This is a genomic window from Rhodopseudomonas palustris (genome assembly GCF_003591005.1).
GTDB lineage: Bacteria > Pseudomonadota > Alphaproteobacteria > Rhizobiales > Xanthobacteraceae > Rhodopseudomonas > Rhodopseudomonas palustris_K.
Window position 1 is genome coordinate 194,985 of the sequence record NZ_QYYD01000003.1, and the last position, 17,225, is coordinate 212,209.

At 66.4% G+C, this 17,225-nt stretch carries 14 protein-coding genes and 1 riboswitch; of the genes, 11 read left to right on the top strand and 3 right to left on the bottom strand.

Going from position 1 to position 17,225, the window contains the following annotated elements:
• The first annotated feature begins 314 nt into the window (after positions 1 to 314).
• Positions 315 to 512, top strand: a riboswitch (cobalamin riboswitch).
• 106 nt (positions 513 to 618) lie between these two features.
• A complete protein-coding gene (locus D4Q52_RS04350) occupies positions 619 to 2,889 on the top strand; it encodes a TonB-dependent receptor (RefSeq protein WP_119855428.1) in 2,271 nt (756 codons plus the stop codon).
• Between the two features lie 2 nt (positions 2,890 to 2,891).
• On the top strand, positions 2,892 to 4,337 hold the full coding sequence (locus D4Q52_RS04355) for a PepSY domain-containing protein (RefSeq protein ID WP_119855318.1): 1,446 nt from the start codon (positions 2,892 to 2,894) through the stop codon (positions 4,335 to 4,337).
• Between the two features lie 12 nt (positions 4,338 to 4,349).
• Here D4Q52_RS04355 and D4Q52_RS04360 read toward each other — a convergent pair whose 3' ends face one another.
• Positions 4,350 to 5,795 (bottom strand): TAXI family TRAP transporter solute-binding subunit, encoded by a 1,446-nt coding sequence (locus D4Q52_RS04360; RefSeq protein WP_119855319.1) that lies wholly within the window; start codon positions 5,793 to 5,795, stop codon positions 4,350 to 4,352.
• 144 nt (positions 5,796 to 5,939) lie between these two features.
• Between D4Q52_RS04360 and D4Q52_RS04365 the strand changes: the two genes are divergently transcribed.
• Positions 5,940 to 6,239 (top strand): 4a-hydroxytetrahydrobiopterin dehydratase, encoded by a 300-nt coding sequence (locus D4Q52_RS04365; protein ID WP_119855320.1) that lies wholly within the window; start codon positions 5,940 to 5,942, stop codon positions 6,237 to 6,239.
• Positions 6,240 to 6,315: 76 nt separating this feature from the next.
• Positions 6,316 to 6,687, top strand: coding sequence for a YkvA family protein (locus tag D4Q52_RS04370; protein ID WP_119855321.1), 372 nt, complete (start codon positions 6,316 to 6,318; stop codon positions 6,685 to 6,687).
• Here the strand turns inward: D4Q52_RS04370 and D4Q52_RS04375 are convergent.
• Entirely contained in the window at positions 6,684 to 7,304 is a 621-nt protein-coding gene (locus D4Q52_RS04375; protein WP_119855322.1) for a TetR/AcrR family transcriptional regulator, read from the bottom strand. The two genes, D4Q52_RS04370 and D4Q52_RS04375, sit on opposite strands and share 4 nt — an antisense overlap.
• Positions 7,305 to 7,464: 160 nt before the next feature.
• Here D4Q52_RS04375 and D4Q52_RS04380 point away from each other — a divergent pair, with 160 nt between their 5' ends.
• Positions 7,465 to 9,633: a phytoene desaturase family protein gene (locus D4Q52_RS04380; protein WP_119855323.1), complete on the top strand. Its 2,169-nt coding sequence runs from the start codon at positions 7,465 to 7,467 to the stop codon at positions 9,631 to 9,633.
• 289 nt (positions 9,634 to 9,922) lie between these two features.
• Here D4Q52_RS04380 and D4Q52_RS04385 read toward each other — a convergent pair whose 3' ends face one another.
• Positions 9,923 to 10,897 carry an NADPH:quinone oxidoreductase family protein gene (locus D4Q52_RS04385; protein ID WP_119855324.1) on the bottom strand — a complete coding sequence of 325 codons (975 nt, stop codon included), beginning with the start codon at positions 10,895 to 10,897 and terminating at the stop codon, positions 9,923 to 9,925.
• 261 nt (positions 10,898 to 11,158) lie between these two features.
• Between D4Q52_RS04385 and D4Q52_RS04390 the strand changes: the two genes are divergently transcribed.
• From D4Q52_RS04390 to argG, 6 genes are all read left to right on the top strand, one after another.
• On the top strand, positions 11,159 to 11,995 hold the full coding sequence (locus D4Q52_RS04390; protein WP_119855325.1) for an SDR family oxidoreductase: 837 nt from the start codon (positions 11,159 to 11,161) through the stop codon (positions 11,993 to 11,995).
• Between the two features lie 149 nt (positions 11,996 to 12,144).
• The gene (locus D4Q52_RS04395; protein WP_119855326.1) at positions 12,145 to 12,726 is read left to right on the top strand and encodes an invasion associated locus B family protein; all 582 of its coding nucleotides are present in this window, start codon (positions 12,145 to 12,147) and stop codon (positions 12,724 to 12,726) included.
• A gap of 234 nt (positions 12,727 to 12,960) precedes the next feature.
• Complete coding sequence (gene rlmN, locus D4Q52_RS04400; RefSeq protein WP_119855429.1) at positions 12,961 to 14,157, top strand: 23S rRNA (adenine(2503)-C(2))-methyltransferase RlmN; 1,197 nt, start codon at positions 12,961 to 12,963, stop codon at positions 14,155 to 14,157.
• Between the two features lie 187 nt (positions 14,158 to 14,344).
• Positions 14,345 to 14,860 carry a hypothetical protein gene (locus D4Q52_RS04405; RefSeq protein WP_119855327.1) on the top strand — a complete coding sequence of 172 codons (516 nt, stop codon included), beginning with the start codon at positions 14,345 to 14,347 and terminating at the stop codon, positions 14,858 to 14,860.
• Positions 14,861 to 14,907: 47 nt separating this feature from the next.
• A complete protein-coding gene (locus tag D4Q52_RS04410) occupies positions 14,908 to 15,687 on the top strand; it encodes a phosphatase PAP2 family protein (protein WP_119855328.1) in 780 nt (259 codons plus the stop codon).
• 89 nt (positions 15,688 to 15,776) lie between these two features.
• The gene (argG, locus tag D4Q52_RS04415) at positions 15,777 to 17,114 is read left to right on the top strand and encodes an argininosuccinate synthase (RefSeq protein WP_119855430.1); all 1,338 of its coding nucleotides are present in this window, start codon (positions 15,777 to 15,779) and stop codon (positions 17,112 to 17,114) included.
• Positions 17,115 to 17,225: the final 111 nt, after the last annotated feature.

Consider the following 17,225-nt stretch of genomic DNA (forward strand, 5'->3'; position numbering starts at 1 on the left):
ACGCGTTGCGACGCAATATAAGCAAAAATCGCAAAATAACAATGACGATCGGCACTTTTATGATTTCTCGTGCGCCGTCCAAGGCTTGCGGCACCGAGCGAGAGGACGCTTGTGGAATGCGAGTGTAACGTTATAACATAACATTCACTCGCTCCCGCGTAGAAAATTTCCCATGCTCAGTGATCCGCCAAACCCTCGTCAGCCCAATCTCGGTCGCCCGCCTCCGGTGGCGGCGCCGGCCCCTATGTTTGCGCTCGCCCGAGCCTGCACGGGGATGGAGTCGACGTTCGCGTTGACAGTGCAACCCGGACCACCCTACGGTAGCCGGCGACGGTTCCCGCAAGGGATCAATAGGGAATGCGGTGCGGAGTCTCACGATTCCAATGCCGCAGCTGCCCCCGCAACTGTGAGCGGCGAGCCTTTCGCCAAGCGCCACTGGGCTACCAGCCCGGGAAGGCGGCGAAAGGCAGCGACCCGCGAGCCAGGAGACCTGCCGTCGTTCGTGGTCACACGCGAGCACATTGGGCGGGGTGTCCTGATGGGTGTCGAACTGCGGCGTTCAGCGTCGCGGCCAGGCCTCGTTCGCGGTGACGTGCCACGTTTGCCGCGAGCAAAATGATGACTCCCATCCTCAATGCCGCCGGGCGCAACCGGCGCCTGCTGTCCTCCGTCGCGTTCGTCTCCCTGATCTGGCCGGCTGCCGGCCATACCCAAACCGCCCGTGGCCTCGACCCGATCGTGGTCGAGGGCCAAAGCGCGCGGCCGTCGAAGCCACGCGCGACGGCCAATGCCGGCGCCTCGCGCCAGCGCCGCGCCGCCGCGCGTCCGGTCGCGACGACGCCGGTGCCCACCTCGACGTCGGCGGCCACCACCAGCACCGCCTCGCCGCCGACCTTCAATCTCGGCACGCCGGCGTCGAGCGCGTCGCGCCTGAACCTGACGCCGCTGCAGACGCCAGCCAGCGTCGAGATCATCACCGCCGACACCATCGCCGAGCGCGGCCAGCACAACGTCATCGATGCCGTGACCCAGAACGCCACCGGCTTCACCGCCAGCCCGGCGCCCGGCAATGGCGGGCTCGCCTTCAACACCCGCGGCTTCACCGGCAACGGCACGGTGATGTCGCTGTACGACGGCACCCGGATGTATGTCGGCTCCGGCACCATGACGTTTCCATTCGACACCTGGACGGCGCAGCGCATCGAGGTGCTGCGCGGGCCGGCCTCGGTGATGTACGGCGAGGGCGCGATCGGCGGCGCCATCAACGTGATCTCGAAGAAGCCGTCGTGGCTGCCGCGCAACGAGGCCGAGATTTCGCTCGACACCAATTTGACGCGGCGGCTGGCCGTCGACAGCACCGGCCCGATCAATTCGAATGTCAGCTACCGGCTCGCCGCGATCGGCAATATGTCGGACGGCTGGGTCGATCGCGACAACACCTCCAACGTCGCGGTGTCGGGTTCGGTGCGGGTGCAGGCCGCCGACAATCTCGCCTTCACGCTGAGCGAGGACTACGCCGACCGCAGCCCGTCGCGCTATTTCGGTACGCCGCTGGTCAACGGCCGGCTCGACGAGTCGTTGCGCTTCCAGAACTACAATGTCGGCGACGCCTCGATCCGCTATCGCGACAACTGGACCCAGCTCAAGACCGAATGGGACGTCGCCGAAGGCGTCTCGGTCAAGAATGTCAGCTATTATCTCAGCAGCCACCGGCACTGGAAGGACGTCGAAAGCGACGCCTACAGCCCGGCGACCGGGACTATCAATCGCAGCTCGTATATCGAGATTTTCCACGACCAGGAGCAGATCGGCAACCGCTTCGACACCACGCTGCGCGGCCATCTGTTCGGGCTCGCCAACGAGTTCGTCGCCGGCTTCGACGTCAACCGCATCGCCTTCAGCCACACCAACAACTCGCCCTATGCGGGCACGTCCTCGGTCACGCCGTATAACTTCGATCCCGGTTACTTCTTGCCGGTGAGCCCGACGCGCCCGAGCTTCCACACGCTGACGACGCAATACGGGTTGTTCGCCGAAAATCGCCTCAGCCTGACCGATCAGCTCTCGGTGGTCGGCGGCGTGCGCTCCGATCATCCGACCGTTGAGCGCACCGATTTTCTGACGCCGTCGAACAGCTTCGAGAAGAGCTATTCGGCGCCGAGCTGGCGCGCCGGCCTGGTGTACACGCCGATCAAGGATCTGGCGTTCTACGGCCAGTATGCGACCGCGGTCGATCCGGTCACCAATCTGATCACCATGACCGGCGTCAATCGCGACTTCGCGCTGTCGACCGGCAAGCAGGTCGAAATCGGCGTCAAGCAGCAGCTCGCCGGCGGCCGCGCCGAATGGACGCTGGCGGCGTATCAGATCGTCAAGAACAACCTGTTGGCGCGCGATCCACAAAACCCCGCCAACACCAACCCGTTGCAGATCGGCCAGCAATCGTCCCGCGGCATCGAAGCCTCGGCGGGCGTCAAGGTCACCGACACGCTGAGGCTCGACGCCAATGTGGCGGTGCTGCGCGCCCAATATGACGACTTCGTCCAGGTGGTGGGCGGCAAGCCGGTGAACTACGCCGGCAACGTGCCCGCTAACGTGCCGCAGGTCGTCAGTAACATCTGGGCCACCTGGGCGTTCGCGCCGGGCTGGTCCGCCAATGCCGGCGTCCAGCTGGTCGGCGACACCTGGGCCGACAATGCCAACACGCTGGTGCGGCCGGCCTACAACGTCGTCAATGCCGGGCTGATGTGGAAGCCGGACGCGCAGCAAACGTTTGCTCTGCGCGTCTACAATGTGTTCGACACGGTCTACGCGACCTCGGGCAACACCACGCAATGGCTGCTCGGCATGCCGCGCACCGCGGAGCTGTCCTACAACGTGAAGTTCTGACGATGCGCTCCGCCGTGCGGCGGCTGAAGCGGTGGCTGTATCTCGGCCACCGCTGGCTGGGCATCGCAAGCTGCGTGCTGTTCGCCATCTGGTTCGTGTCGGGCGTGGTGATGATGTACGTCGCCTTCCCGAACCTCACGACAAGCGAGCGGCGCGCGGCGCTGCCCGATATCGCCTGGTCACGCGCCTTGCTGTCGCCCGACCAGGCGATGGCGGTGGCCGGCCTGTCGCGCTACCCGCGCGAGTTGCGGCTGACGATGCTGAACGACGAGCCGGTGTATCGGATCGCCGACTGGAAAGGGCCGCGGCAGACGATTTCCGCGGTGACCGGCCGGGCGATCACCAGCATCACCGCGGAGCAGGCGCTCGCAGTGGCGGGGCATCATCCCGCCGCTGTCGCGCCGCGGCTGCTCGGCACCGTCGATCGCGACCAATGGAGCGTGACGGCGCGGTTTGATTCCGATCGCCCGCTCTATCTGGTCGATCTCGGCGATGCCGCCGGTACGGAACTCTACGTCTCCTCGCGGCGCGGCGAGGTCGTGCTCGACACCACGCGGCACGAGCGCATCTGGAACTGGCTCGGCGCGATTCCGCACTGGATTTATCTCACCGTGCTGCGTCAGGACGCGCCGCTGTGGCGGCAGGTGGTGATCTGGATCTCAGGCATCTGCATGGTCACGGCAGTCAGCGGCATCTGGATCGGCCTGCTCCGCGCCGGTCTGCGCCGCCGCTATGCGGGGGGACGTATCACGCCGTATCGCGGCTGGATGGCGTGGCATCATTTCGGCGGCCTGGTCGCGGGCATCGTTGTGTTGACCTGGATGTTCTCAGGCTGGCTGTCGATGAACCCGTTCGACTGGTTCGCCGGCCGCGCCGATCGCAGCGAAGCGCTGCAGCGTTATGCCGGCCATGACGCTCCGACCACCAAGGTTGCGCTGCCGGTCCGTGACCGGCCCGGCGTGGTGGAAGTGCGATTCATCTGGGTGGACGGCTCAGCACTGTTGCTGCTGGCGCATCGCGATGGATCGCAGAGCATGGTCGACCCGATGAGCGGCGCGTCGCGGATGCTGTCGGAGGATCGTCTGTTCGCAGCCGCCGCCCGGCTGTTGCCGGACGCGACCATGACGCTGCGGCAGCGGCTCGAGCAGGCGGATCTATACTGGTACACGCACCACCAGCAGCGGCTGTTGCCGGTGCTGCGCGCCGGCTTCGACGATGCGGCGCTGAGCTGGGTCTATCTTGACCCCGCGAGCGGCGAGATCCTCGGCTGGAGTGATCGCAGCACGCGCCTCCGCCGCTGGCTGTTCAACGCGCTGCACAGCTTCGACCTGCCGCCGCTGCTCGCCTATCGGCCGGCGTGGGACATCGTGGTGATCGCGTTGTCGCTGGCCGGACTGCTGATCTCGCTCAGCGGCATCGTGATCGGATGGCGGCGACTGCTGCGCTGAGCGCTCCGCGTCTCACACCGCCTGCGGACGGGCGGGGCGAAGGGGCGCGGGCGGCACAGCGGCGAGCAGCGTTTTGCGATCGGCCACGGCGTTGTGAAACTGCTCAAGCGCGATGCTGAACGCGGTCAGCGCCGCGCTGTCGATCGCGCCGTTTTCGTAGCAGTTCAGAGCGTCGCGCAGGATCGCGTCGGCTTCGGTCTGCATCGCGTCGAGCTCGTCGCAAGAGTCGCAGCGCCGCGCGCTGGCCAGCATGTCGAGCAGTCGGTCGCGCTGCGACGCGTTACTGATGCGTTCGTCCTTGCGCAGATAGCTGGCGAACCAGGCGCCGATCGAACCGGTTGCCGAAAGTCCCATCAGCGAGAACCAGATCAGGTCGCTGTAGCGGTCGAGAAAGCTCTTCTCGTCACCGTCCACATAGGCGGCGGCGCCGGGTTGCACCGGGATCACCGCGTCCTTGTCGGTGTCGGGCGTCTCGATCTTTGCCGCCAGAGGGTTTTCCGTCATCACTGTCTGACGCGCGGTGAAAAGTTGCTGGGTGAAGGTGGCGATCGTGCTGTCGGCGACGCCGTCGCGCGCCACGATGTAGTGCGAGAAGCTGATCGTCTTGATATCGTCACTCGGCCGTACCGGCCCGCCGCCGAACGCCCCCGCAGGAATCGTCGCGGCCTCGTAGGTCGGATGATTGGCGACCAGGGCTTCCGATGAATCGATGCCGAGGAACACCGGCTCGTGGCCCGACGACGCGGTCGCCGCCAGCGCCTCGCTGATCACCTTGCTGTTGAGCGGGCCGGCGGCCAGGAAGGCGTCAACCTTGCGGTTCTGCACCGCGTCGGGGACGTCGCCGACCGCAAGTTGCACGTTCTCCACCTTGCTGGGGTCGACGCCATATTGCTGCAGGATCACCCGCAGCAGTCCGGCATTGGCCTCGGTGCGGCCGATCACGCCGACGCGTTTTCCGACCAGTTCGGTGATCGCGGTGATACCTGGCGTCTTCTTGCGCTTGCCGCCGGCCCGCCCGGGTGCCCACAGCACCGCCAGGTTCTTGTGCAGCACTGCCACCGAGCGCGCGTTGCGTGGCACCGGCAGGTCGCCGCGGATCACCGCGAGATCGGCGGCATCCGCGCGCAACGCCGAGGCGCTCGCTGCCGGCCCGTCGGTGACGATCGGGCGTATCCGCACGGTGTTGCGCTCCCGCGAAAACACTTGCGCCAGCGCCTGGATCAGCCGGACGTCGTCGCCGGCCGGGGGGCCGACTGCGATCTTCAGCGTCGCCGGGCGCATCGCGAAGTAGTACGCAGCACTCACTGCGCCGATCAGCGCCAGGATGGCGGCCAGCGTGATCAGCCGCATTCTCCGGCGCACCGGACGTGGCGCAGGCTGCAGATAAGGATCCAACGTCTCGGACCCACCCGTCGACCGGGCAGGGGGCAATGTCGCTGTCGCCCGTCGGAACTCCATCCTACCAGTTCCCTTCGCGACCGCACTTCTGTTTTGCGGCCGCTGCGATATGGTTGGGTCTCAGGCGCAATTTGGCCCTTTGTTTGTGGCCGGCTTCAGTCCGCCGCGGGCTCGGCCGATAACATCGGCGTGAGGAGAAGGTTCATGAAGCTGTTGTCGGGCGCCGACCTGCGTGCGGCATTGGACGATCTGCCAGGTTGGAGTGAAGTGTCCGGCCGCGCCGCGATCGCCCGCACCTTCGTGTTCGGCGATTTCAATCAGGCATTCGGCTTCATGACCCGCGTGGCGCTGATCGCCGAAAAGAGCGATCACCATCCGGAATGGCGCAACGTCTACAAGACTGTCGAGGTGGTGCTGACCACGCACGATGCCGGCGGCGTCACCGTCCGCGACATTGCGCTGGCGACCGCCATGAATGCGATCGCCGGCGAATTCGGCGTCTGACCGCGGCTGCTTGCAGCGCGGATCGCGAACCCCCACATCATGTAGCGTTGATATCCGTGGGGAGCGGAGGGACGCGATGACCGAACATAGTGTGGGGTTCGAGCCGGCCGACCGGCTGGCGCAGGATCCCGAGACGTTGCGCCGCAAGTTCTGGCACAAGATCAAGCGCGTCGCGGCGCATCTGCCGTTGGCCGAGGAAATCCTGGCGGCGTACTACTGCGCGTTCGATCGCCAGACGCCGCGGCACGTCCAGGTCGCGCTGCTCGGCGCGCTGGCGTATTTCGTGCTGCCGTTCGATTTCGTGCCGGACATCCTGCCGGTGCTCGGCTTCACCGACGATGCCGCGATTCTGGCGGCGGCGATCCGCATGGTCGCCAGCAACATCACCCCCGCTCACCGCGAGGCCGCCCACGCCGCGATCCAGCGCGGCCTGCAGGACGAGGCTTAAGCCGCCCCCAGCATCCGCTCCGTCGCACGCCGTGCCAGCGCGGCGCGTTCGGTGATCGCGTCGGCGCTCAGCGGCGGCGCGGTGCCGAGCAGCGTCTGCAACTGCGCAAAGCCGATCAGCACTGAAAAGAACACGTTGATCAGCGTCAGGATCTCGTCGCTGCGGACGATGCCGCGCGCCGCAGCCTGTTCGAAAAACCGCGTCATCGCCCGCATCACCGGCTGCCGGCCGTGAACGTCGAGCTCGCGCGCTACCTCGCCGCCGCCGCGCGCGGCTTCGGCGATCGCCAGCCGATACATCGCGGTGCGCTCGGGATGGAGAAACTCGGCCAGAAAGCCGCGGCCGAATTGCTCCAGCACGGCGAGAAACTGCGCGCGGTCCTGCGGCTCCGGCAGGGCGGGCGAGGGCTGCATCTTCTGGCTGCCGTAGCGCACCAGCGCCACCAGGATGTCCTGCTTGCTGGCGAAGAACGCGTACAGCGTTCGCTTCGAGGTCCGCGCCCGGCGCACGATCTCGGCCGTGGTCGCCGACTCGAATCCCTTCTCAACGAACACGTCGAACGCCGCCTGCAGGATCGCACCGCGCCGGGAATCGTCAGGTTTTTCTTGTGAGTTCATCACCTTGGCATCGTTCGTCGCAGGTTTCGAGAATCCGGTACCATTCGGTACCAGATGTGCTAAGAGTCCGGTACCGGATGGTACCGGCTACCGCTCCGGCCGACAACCCCGCCGTGCCGCCGGCGCCGACGCGACGTCGATGCAAGACGTGGAGGCTGCGATGCGAACCTTCCTAACCGTCAAACTGGTGCTGGTGCCGTTCGCCATGTTCTGGGCGCTGCTGGCGCTGCATCAGCCGAGCGCGGCGATCTGGAGCGGGCTGGCGCTGTCGCTGCTTGGCAATGTGTGGCGGGCGTGGCGCCGCGAGCTGTTCGTGCTCGAGGCCGGCGGGCTTGGGCTGTTCTGCGGCCTTGCGGCGCTGCTGCTGACCGCGCCGCAACTCGCGGGAGCGAACGCGCTGTGGCTGTCGTTCGCCGGCCTGTCGGCGATCAGTGTCGCAAGCCTGATCGCGCGGCGGCCCTGGACGGCCGATTACGCCCGCGCCGCTTATCCGGACAACGCCGCCACGCCGCAATTCTTTGTCGTCAACGCCGCCATCACTGGCCTGTGGGCGGTGCTGTTCGGCACGATCGCGGCCTGCCGCTATGGCGGCGCGCCCGGCGAAGTGATCACCGCGCTGGTCAGCTTCGGCGCGCTGGTGTCGATGTTCGGCCCGAAGCTGGCGATCCGGCTGGTGCTGCGGCGGCTCGCCGCCTCGCAGGAAACCTATCGCTGGCCGGCGCCGTCGTTCGCCGCCGATCCATCGGCCGATTGCGACGTCGTGGTGATCGGCGCCGGCATCGGCGGCCTCACCGCGGCGGCGCTGCTCGCCGATGCCGGGCTGAAGGTGAGGGTGTTCGAGAAGCACGTCGTCGCCGGCGGCTATTGTCACAACTACCTGCGCAAAGCGCGTCATGAGGGCCGGCCGGTGCTGTACCGATTCGATGCCGGACCGCACGATTTCTCCGGCGTGCATCCCGGCGGCCCTTTCAATCGCCTGCTGCAGCGGCTCGGCGTCGCCGACCGCATCGTCTGGGAGCGGGTGACGCAGAGCTTCCAGACCAAAGACGGCCTGATCGATGTGCCGCCGGATTGGCGCGACTACGTCCGCGTTCTCGGCGAGCGATTTCCGGACAGCGCGGCCGGCATCGCGGCGTTGTTCGCTGAGATCAAGGCGATCCTCGACGATATGTTCGCCACCGGCGACCGCAACGGCGGCATCCCCGGTCCGCCGGCGACGCCCGACGAGCTGCTGGCGTTTCCGCGGCAACATCCGCACGCTTACAAATGGATGCAGCGGCCGTTTGCCGAACTCATCTCTGCGCATGTGCGCGATCCGGCGGCGGTCGCGGTGATCAACGGCCTATCGGGCTATATCGGCGATGGCACCGAATCCTTCATTTGCGCCCGTATGGTGCCGATCTTCGGCTACTACTTCCATGGCGGCTACTATCCGCGCGGCGGCTCCGGCGTGGTCGCCGATGCGCTGGTTGCTGCGATCGAAGCGCGCGGCGGCGAGGTGCGGCTGAAGTCGGCGGTGAGGCAGATCGTGGTCGAAGAGGATCGCGCGGCCGGCGTCGTGCTCGCCAATGGCCAGACCGTGCGGGCGCGTGCGGTCGTGTCGAACGCCGACTTGAAACGCACGCTGCTGGAGTTGGTGCCGTCATCGGCTCTGCCGCAGGACTTCCGCGCCGGCATCGAAAAAGCCGCGCCGGCGAATTCCTGTTTCAGCGTGCATATCGGCGTGGATTTCATCCCCGACCTCTGTCCCTCGACGCATCTGCACGCGCCGATTCAGCTCGGCATCGCGATGATGTCGAAGCTCGACACGTCCGCTGCGCCGCCCGGCCATTCGATCCTGTCGCTGATCGCGCTGGTGCCGCATGCCGAGGCGCAGAGCTGGTTTCTGCCTACTGGCAGCGGCAACGAGTGGCAGGAGTGGCGGCGCTCCGATGATTACTTGCGCCGCAAGCGCGACTTCGGCGACCGCATGATCGCCGCCGCCGAGACGGTGATCCCGAACCTGTCGCAACACATCGTGTATCGCACCGACGCCAGCCCGGTGACCTATGCGCGCTACGACTGGGCCAGCGCCGGCTCGATCTACGGCATGTCGACGGCCGGTCAGCTCAAAGGCTCCAAAACCCCGCTACGCAATCTGGTGATCGCCGGCGGCGGCAATATCGGCGCTGGCGTCGAAGCGGTGGTGATTTCAGGCGCGCATGCGGCCGAAGCGCTGGTGCCGGGGTTGCTGGCGCGGGCCGGCGGCAAACCAAACGCTTCGCTCAGTCCACGCACGCCCGCCACGCGTGCCCCGGACAACGCGGACCGCGAAGCAGTGCGCTGCTGATCCGGGGGCCCGGTTACGTCGGCGTACCAACCGGGGTCCCGGATCTGCGCAGCAGCGCTATCGCGCTGCCGCATGTCCGGGACACCACGTTTCGCACACGTCGTAGCGCGCAGCCCGTCGTTAGGTACACACGCCCGCTACGCGTGCCCCGGACAAAGCGGACCGCGAAGCGGTGCGCTGCTGATCCGGGCCCCGGTTACGTCGGCACACCAACCGGGGTCCCGGATCTGCGCAGCAGCGCTATCGCGCTGCCGCTTGTCCGGGACACGGCCGCGTGGTCGATTGTTAGTTACGGATGCAGGATCACCTTGCCCATGGCCTGACGGCCGGCGAGCACCTTCAAGGCGTCGGCGGTTTGGGCCAGCGGGAAGGTGCGGTCGACGTGAGACGAGATCTTGCCCTCAGCGGCCCACTTCACCAGCTTCTCGAGATTGGCGCGGTTTTTCTCAGGATTGATCCGCGTCCACGCGCCCCAGAACACGCCGCGGATGTCGCAGCCCTTCAGCAGCGCGAGGTTGAGCGGCATCTTCGGGATGTCGCCGGCCGCAAAGCCGATCACCAGGAAGCGGCCTTCCCAGGCGATCGAGCGCAGCGCCGCCTCGGCATAGCTGCCGCCGACCGGATCGAAGATGATATCGACGCCCTTGCCGCCGGTCAGCTTCTTCAGGCCTTCCTTCAGATCTTCCTTCGCGTAGTTCAGTCCCAGCTCGGCGCCGTGCTGCTTGGCGAATTCGAGCTTCTCGTCAGACGACGCGCAGGCGATCACCTTGAGGCCCATCAGCTTGCCGAGTTCGCAGGCGGCGAGGCCGGTGCCGCCGGCGGCACCGAGCACGGCGAGCGTCTCGCCCGGCTTCGGGCTGGCGCGGTCTTCCAGCGCATGCAGCGCGGTGCCGTAGATGATGAAGATGCCGGCGGCGCGGTCGTAGTCGAGATTGTCGGGGATCTTGACGATCGAGGCGGCCGGCAGCGCGATCTTCTCGCGCGCGCCATTGTGGCCGCATGAAGCGGCGACGCGGTCGCCGGGCTTCAGATCGGTGACGCCTTCGCCGACGCTCTCGATCACGCCCGCCACTTCGGCGCACGGCGAGAATGGGAATGGCGGCTTGATCTGATACTTGCCCTGGATCATCAGGATGTCGAAAAAGTTCAGCGCCGCCGCCTTGATGGCGATCACCGCTTCGCCTGGGCCTGCAACCGGATCAGGAACCTCGGCATATTCGAGCTCGTCGGGACCGCAATATTGCCGGCAGAGAATCGCCTTCATGTATCCACCCAGGGTGCGAGGTTTGTGATTGCGTGCCGTTGTGCCGGATTTGGTCGCCACGGACAATTGGTTTCGGGCTGACGCGACGTCGACACGCACGGCGTCATGCCCGGACGTGATCCGGGCATCCATCTCTTTTCATAACAAGCGCGATCGGAAGCTTGTTACGTAGTGGATGGATTGCCGGGTCAAGCCCGGCAATGACGCGTTGGGAGAGAGCGGGCTCGAATTCCGCTCCACGGTCAATCAGGGAGAAGCGCGATGTTCGAGGCCGGGCTGCTTGCGGGCAAACGTATTCTGATCACCGGCGGCGGCTCTGGACTCGGCGCCGCGATGGCGCAGCGGTTCGCGGGACTCGGCGCTGCGCTGGTGCTGTGCGGGCGGCGCGAGCAGCTGTTGCAGGAGACGGCGGAGAGACTGCGCGCCTCGGGCGCGGAGGTGACGACGCATCGCTGCGACATCCGCGACCCCGACGCGGTCGAGGCGATGCTCGAGGCGATCTGGCAGGAGGCGCCGATCGACGTGCTGGTCAACAACGCGGCCGCGACCTTCATTGCCCAGACCGAACATTTGTCCGCGCGCGCCGCCGATGCGATCCTGGCGCCGACGTTGCATGGCGCGCTGTACTGCACGCTCGGCGCCGGCCGCCGCTGGATCGCGGCGCAGCGTCCGGGCGTGGTGCTCAGCATCCTGTCGACCTCGACCGTCACCGGCCGCGCCTTCACGGTGCCGTCGGCGATGGCCAAGTCGGCACTGCTGGCGATGACCAAGAGCCTGGCGGTCGAATGGGGGCCGAAGCGCATCCGCACCGTCGCAATCGCGCCCGGTGCGTTTCCGACGCCCGGTGCCTCCGCCCAGTTGCAGCCGCAGGGGCGCAGCGTCGATCCGGCGTCGCGCGCGCCGGTCGGCCGCGTTGGCCACCCCGACGAACTCGCCGATCTCGCCAGCTATCTGGTCTCCGATCGTGCCGGCTTCATCACCGGCGAGATGGTGGTGCAGGATGGCGGCGCGCATCTGCGCTCATCCGGCGCCGAAGACTTGCTGGCCTGGAGTGAGGCGGATTGGACCGCGCATCGCACGGCGCGCGCCAAATCCTGACGCAAAAGCGTCGGGCGGTGCGCTGCCGGACGCGATGCGCCGGGCGGACGCCTTTTGCGAATCGGCCTGGGCCGTTATTCCGGGGGTGGTGAGCAAGCGACCGCCGCGGGCCATTTTGCAGTCACAATAATGAGGGACCAGACTTGCCCATGAATGTGAGGCGAATGCTGATTGCCGCGACGGCGGGACTGGTGGGGTGCGGCGTGGCGAGCGCCGCGATGGCGGCTCCTGCTTCGAAGGGGAAATCGTCGAACTCGGAGGCCAAGCCCGCGAGCCTCGGTGCCGAGCCAAGCCTGATCGGCCAGTTCGGCAGTTGGGGCGCCTATATGGCGGCGCCGGGCGGCAAGAAGGTTTGCTTTGTGCTCGCCAAGCCGGCGTCGTCCAAGACCACCCCGGCAGGCCGGCCGCGCGATCCGGCCTATGCGTTCATCTCGACCCGCCCGTCCGAGAAGGTGGTCAACGAAGTCTCGGTGATGATCGGCTATCCGCTAAAGCCGGGTTCTGAATCGACCATGGAGGTCGGCGGCGCGTCGTTTGCGATGTACACCCAAGGCGACGGCCTGTGGATCAAGAACGCCGCCGAGGAAGAGCGGCTGGTCGAGGCGCTGCGGAAATCGGGCGAAGTTACCGTGAAAGGTGTTTCCGCCAAGGGAACCGCCACCACCGATACCTTTTCACTGAAGGGTCTCGCCCAGGCGCTCGACAAGGTCGCGCAGAACTGCGGCGGCTGAGCGCGGCGGCGGGCCGGCTTCCGCCATTCTCGGCTTTGCAGAACCGTGAAAAAGCCTTATCTGACGCTGATTGCCGAGGCGCGATCGTCGCGCCTTGCTCATGGCCAGGGAGCCTCGGGCTGCCTGACCCCATGGGCCGAATGCCCTTGTCCTTCGAGCCATAGCCGGGTGGCCGCGGCTCGGGATGAGGCGCCATGCTTGCTGCGGGCCGTGACCCGCCTGAATCGGATCGCCATGACTCTCGCCGCTGCCGTGCCGCTCGAAAAGACCCCGCTCGAAACCTTCGTGCCGCCGGCCAAGCCATCGCTGGTCGGGCTGTCGCGGGGCGAGATTGCCCATCAGCTCGGCGCCATCGGCGTCGCGCCGGGGCAGCGCAAGATGCGCGCGCAGCAGCTGTGGCACTGGATGTATGTCCGCGGCGCTCGCGAATTTTCCGAGATGACCAACGTCTCCAAGGAGATGCGCGCTCAGCTCGCCGAGCATTTCACGGTCGACCGGCCCGAAGTGGTGGCCGAGCAGATCTCCGCCGACGGCACCCGCAAATGGCTGCTGCGGCTGCCGAGCGGCAACGACGCGCAGAAAGCCCACGAGGTCGAATGCGTCTACATCCCGGAGACCGACCGCGGCACGCTGTGCGTGTCCAGCCAGGTCGGATGCACGCTGAACTGCTCGTTCTGCCACACCGGCACCCAGCGGCTGGTGCGCAATCTCACGCCCGGTGAGATTGTCGGCCAGGTGATGGTGGCGCGCGATCGCCTCAATGACTGGGTCGACCGCGAAACGCCGAACGGCAACCGCCTCGTCACCAACATCGTGATGATGGGCATGGGCGAGCCTTTGTACAATTTCGACGCGGTGCGCGACGCGCTGCTGATCGTTACCGACAACGAAGGCATCGGCATTTCGCGGCGGCGGGTGACGCTGTCGACCTCGGGTGTGGTGCCGAACATCAAGCGCACCGGCGACGAGATCGGCGTGATGCTGGCGATTTCGCTGCATGCAGTGCGCGACGAACTGCGCAACGAGCTGGTGCCGCTCAACCGCAAATATCCGCTGAAGGAATTGCTGCAGGCCTGCCGCGACTACCCGGGCGCCTCCAACGCGCGCCGCATCACATTCGAATATGTGATGCTGAAGGGCGTCAACGACTCGCTCGACGACGCGCGGCGCTTGGTCCAGCTGCTCAAGGGCATTCCGGCCAAGATCAATCTGATCCCGTTCAATCCGTGGCCGGGCTCGAAATACGAGTGCTCGGATTGGGACCAGATCGAGAAGTTCTCGGAATACGTCTTCAACGCCGGTTACTCGTCCCCCGTGCGCACTCCGCGCGGCCGCGATATTCTGGCCGCCTGCGGTCAGTTGAAGTCGGAGACCGAGAAGTTGTCAGTACGCGAACGCGACGCGCTGCGCGCGATGGCGATGACGGACTGATGAGCGTTACCCCAGATACCGACGTCACACGCGGGCCTGACCCGCGTGTCCATCCTCTTCGAAAGCGATGGATTGCCGGGTCAAGCCCGGCAATGACGCTCGGGGAAAAGGCGGACGTCACCCCAACCACCGTCATGGCCGGGCTCGTCCCGGCCATCCACGCCTTTGCCACACGCAAGGCCGCGCCATGTCGCTGATCGGCCATTTGTTCGCGGTCGCGTTCGGCTTCCTGTTCGCGAGCCTCGCCGCCGGCGTGATCGTGGTCGGGGCGATGCTATTTCCGGAACTCAGCGCCATCACCGATGCGCCGCTCGATCAGGACACGATGAACATCGTGCTCGGCTTCGGCTTCATCTTCGTGTCCGGCTTCGCGCTGGTGCCGGCGCTGATCGTGGTGCTGGTCACCGAAGCGTTTTCGATCCGCAGCGCGCTGGCCTATGCGATCGGCGGAGGCTTGGTCGGCGTCGGCTGCTATCTCGGGCTGGTGCCGTTCGATCCCGGCACGCTGCGGTTCGACGGCATCGTCCGGCGGCACTTCGAAATCATGACCGGCGCCGGCATCGTCGGCGGCCTGGTCTATTGGCTGATCGCCGGCCGCACCGCCGGACTGTGGCACGATCCGCCGCGTCCGCGGATGACGCAGCCTGCCCGAACTCCGGCTTCCCAGCCTTCAGCGCCGGCTGGGCCGCCGCCTGCAGCGTAGCGTCGCGCCGGCTTTTCATCCCTGAGCGCGTCGGCTAAACCCCCGCCATGAACCGGACCGGACTTTTCATTGCGCTGGCGCTGTTCGCCGTGATCGGCCTGTTGTTCGGGCTCTATCCGGAACTCGACATGCAGTTGGCGGCGCTGTTCTACGACCCCGCCACCAAGCGCTTTCCGATGAGCGGCGTCACTCTGGCGGCGTTCTCGCGCGATGCCGCGATGTGGATCGCCTGGGGCATCGCTGCGCCATCGGTTATCGCGTTCGTGGTCAAGCTGGTTCGGCCGGACAAGCCGCTGCTGGTCAAGGGCCGCACCATGGCGTTCCTGCTGATCAGCATTATCCTGGCGGCCGGCATTCTGACCAACCTGACCTTCAAGACGCATTGGGGCCGGCCGCGCCCGGCGGCGGTCACCGAATTCAACGGTGCCTGGCAGTTCAAGGCGTGGTGGGATCCGCGCGGCGCGTGCCCGAAGAACTGCTCGTTCTTCTCCGGCGAGGGCGCCACCGCCTATTGGACGTTCGCGCCGGCGGCACTCACGCCGCCCTCGGTGCGGCCCTATGCGTACGCCGCCGCCTTCGTGTTCGGCACCGTCACCAGCGGGCTCCGCATGGCGTTCGGCGGGCACTTCTTCACCGACGTGGCGATCGCCGGGCTGGTGACGTTCCTGGTGATCTGGCTGCTCTATGGCCTGATTTATCGCTGGGCCTGGAGCCGGACCAGCGATGCGGCGGTCGATGTTGCGCTGACCCGGGCCTTCTGGCCGCTGTACCGTTGGCGGCAAAAGCGCCGCGGCCACGACGTCGGCCCCGCCCCAGCGGCCGTCTAGGCCGGATTATCGGCGATTAAACGCGTGCCCGGCGGCACGAAGTTTGGTATGCGCGCAGCCGAACCCCGCCTCTGTCGATTGGAATGTCCATGACCACCATCCTGAAAAGCCTGCCCAAGGGCGACAACGTCGGTATCGCGTTCTCGGGCGGGCTCGACACCAGCGCGGCGCTGCTGTGGATGAAACAGAAGGGCGCCCGGGTATTCGCCTATACGGCAAACCTGGGGCAGCCCGACGAATCCGATTACGACGCAATCCCGCGCAAGGCGATGGAGTTCGGCGCCGAGAAGGCCCGGCTGGTCGACTGCCGCACCCAACTGGTCCACGAGGGCATCGCGGCGATCCAGGCCGGCGCCTTCCACGTCTCGACCGGCGGCCTCACTTATTTCAACACCACCCCGCTCGGCCGCGCCGTCACCGGCACCATGCTGGTGTCGGCGATGCAGGAAGACGGTGTCAACATCTGGGGCGACGGCTCGACCTACAAGGGCAACGACATCGAGCGGTTCTATCGCTACGGGCTGCTGACTAATCCGAGCCTGCGCATCTACAAGCCGTGGCTCGATCAGCAGTTCATCGACGAGCTCGGCGGCCGCGCCGAGATGTCGGCATTCATGACCGCCCACGGCTTCGCCTACAAGATGAGCGCCGAGAAGGCGTATTCCACCGACAGCAATCTGCTCGGCGCGACACACGAGGCCAAGGATCTCGAGCAGCTCGATAGCGGCATCAGGATCGTCAGCCCGATCATGGGCGTGCCGTTCTGGCGCGACGACTGCGCGGTGAAGGCCGAAACCGTCACGGTGCGGTTCGAGGAAGGCCAGCCGGTCGCGCTCAACGGCAAGACCTTCAGCGACGCGGTTGCGCTGTTCCACGAAGCCAATGCGATCGGCGGCCGTCACGGCCTCGGCATGAGCGACCAGATCGAGAACCGCATCATCGAGGCCAAGAGCCGCGGCATCTACGAAGCACCCGGCATGGCTCTGCTGCACATCGCCTATGAGCGCTTGGTCACCGGCATCCACAACGAAGACACCATCGAGCAGTATCGCATCAACGGCATGCGGCTCGGCCGGTTGTTGTATCAGGGCCGCTGGTTCGACTCGCAAGCCTTGATGCTGCGCGAGACCGCGCAGCGCTGGGTGGCGCGCGCCATCACCGGCGAGGTGACGCTGGAGCTGCGCCGCGGCAACGACTACTCGCTGCTCGATACGCAGAGCCCGAACCTGACCTACGCGCCGGAACGGCTCAGCATGGAGAAGGTCGAGGACGCGCCGTTCACCCCGGCCGACCGCATCGGCCAGCTGACTATGCGCAACCTCGACATCGCCGACACTCGCACCAAGCTCGGCCTGTATGCCAAGTCGGGCCTGCTGTCGGCGGGCGAAGGCACGCCGATTCCAAAGCTGGAAAGCGACAAGGGCTGAGTGTGTAGGATGGGTTGAGCGTAGCGAAACCCATCACCTCCCGGACTCGCTCGATCGATGGGTTTCGCTTTGCTCAACCCATCCTACCCGCTCCGATATTTGCCCGTCATT

Excerpts from the sequence above, each read along its gene's own strand:
- D4Q52_RS04395 (WP_119855326.1), top strand. The coding sequence starts at position 12,145 with ATGAATGTGAGGCGAATGCTGATTGCCGCGACGGCGGGACTGGTGGGG.
- D4Q52_RS04390 (WP_119855325.1), top strand. The coding sequence starts at position 11,159 with ATGTTCGAGGCCGGGCTGCTTGCGGGCAAACGTATTCTGATCACCGGC.
- D4Q52_RS04375 (WP_119855322.1), bottom strand. The coding sequence starts at position 7,304 with ATGAACTCACAAGAAAAACCTGACGATTCCCGGCGCGGTGCGATCCTG.
- D4Q52_RS04385 (WP_119855324.1), bottom strand. The coding sequence starts at position 10,897 with ATGAAGGCGATTCTCTGCCGGCAATATTGCGGTCCCGACGAGCTCGAA.
- D4Q52_RS04380 (WP_119855323.1), top strand. The coding sequence starts at position 7,465 with ATGCGAACCTTCCTAACCGTCAAACTGGTGCTGGTGCCGTTCGCCATG.
- D4Q52_RS04405 (WP_119855327.1), top strand. The coding sequence starts at position 14,345 with ATGTCGCTGATCGGCCATTTGTTCGCGGTCGCGTTCGGCTTCCTGTTC.
- rlmN (WP_119855429.1), top strand. The coding sequence starts at position 12,961 with ATGACTCTCGCCGCTGCCGTGCCGCTCGAAAAGACCCCGCTCGAAACC.
- D4Q52_RS04370 (WP_119855321.1), top strand. The coding sequence starts at position 6,316 with ATGACCGAACATAGTGTGGGGTTCGAGCCGGCCGACCGGCTGGCGCAG.
- D4Q52_RS04365 (WP_119855320.1), top strand. The coding sequence starts at position 5,940 with ATGAAGCTGTTGTCGGGCGCCGACCTGCGTGCGGCATTGGACGATCTG.
- D4Q52_RS04360 (WP_119855319.1), bottom strand. The coding sequence starts at position 5,795 with ATGGAGTTCCGACGGGCGACAGCGACATTGCCCCCTGCCCGGTCGACG.
- D4Q52_RS04350 (WP_119855428.1), top strand. The coding sequence starts at position 619 with ATGACTCCCATCCTCAATGCCGCCGGGCGCAACCGGCGCCTGCTGTCC.
- D4Q52_RS04410 (WP_119855328.1), top strand. The coding sequence starts at position 14,908 with ATGAACCGGACCGGACTTTTCATTGCGCTGGCGCTGTTCGCCGTGATC.
- argG (WP_119855430.1), top strand. The coding sequence starts at position 15,777 with ATGACCACCATCCTGAAAAGCCTGCCCAAGGGCGACAACGTCGGTATC.
- D4Q52_RS04355 (WP_119855318.1), top strand. The coding sequence starts at position 2,892 with ATGCGCTCCGCCGTGCGGCGGCTGAAGCGGTGGCTGTATCTCGGCCAC.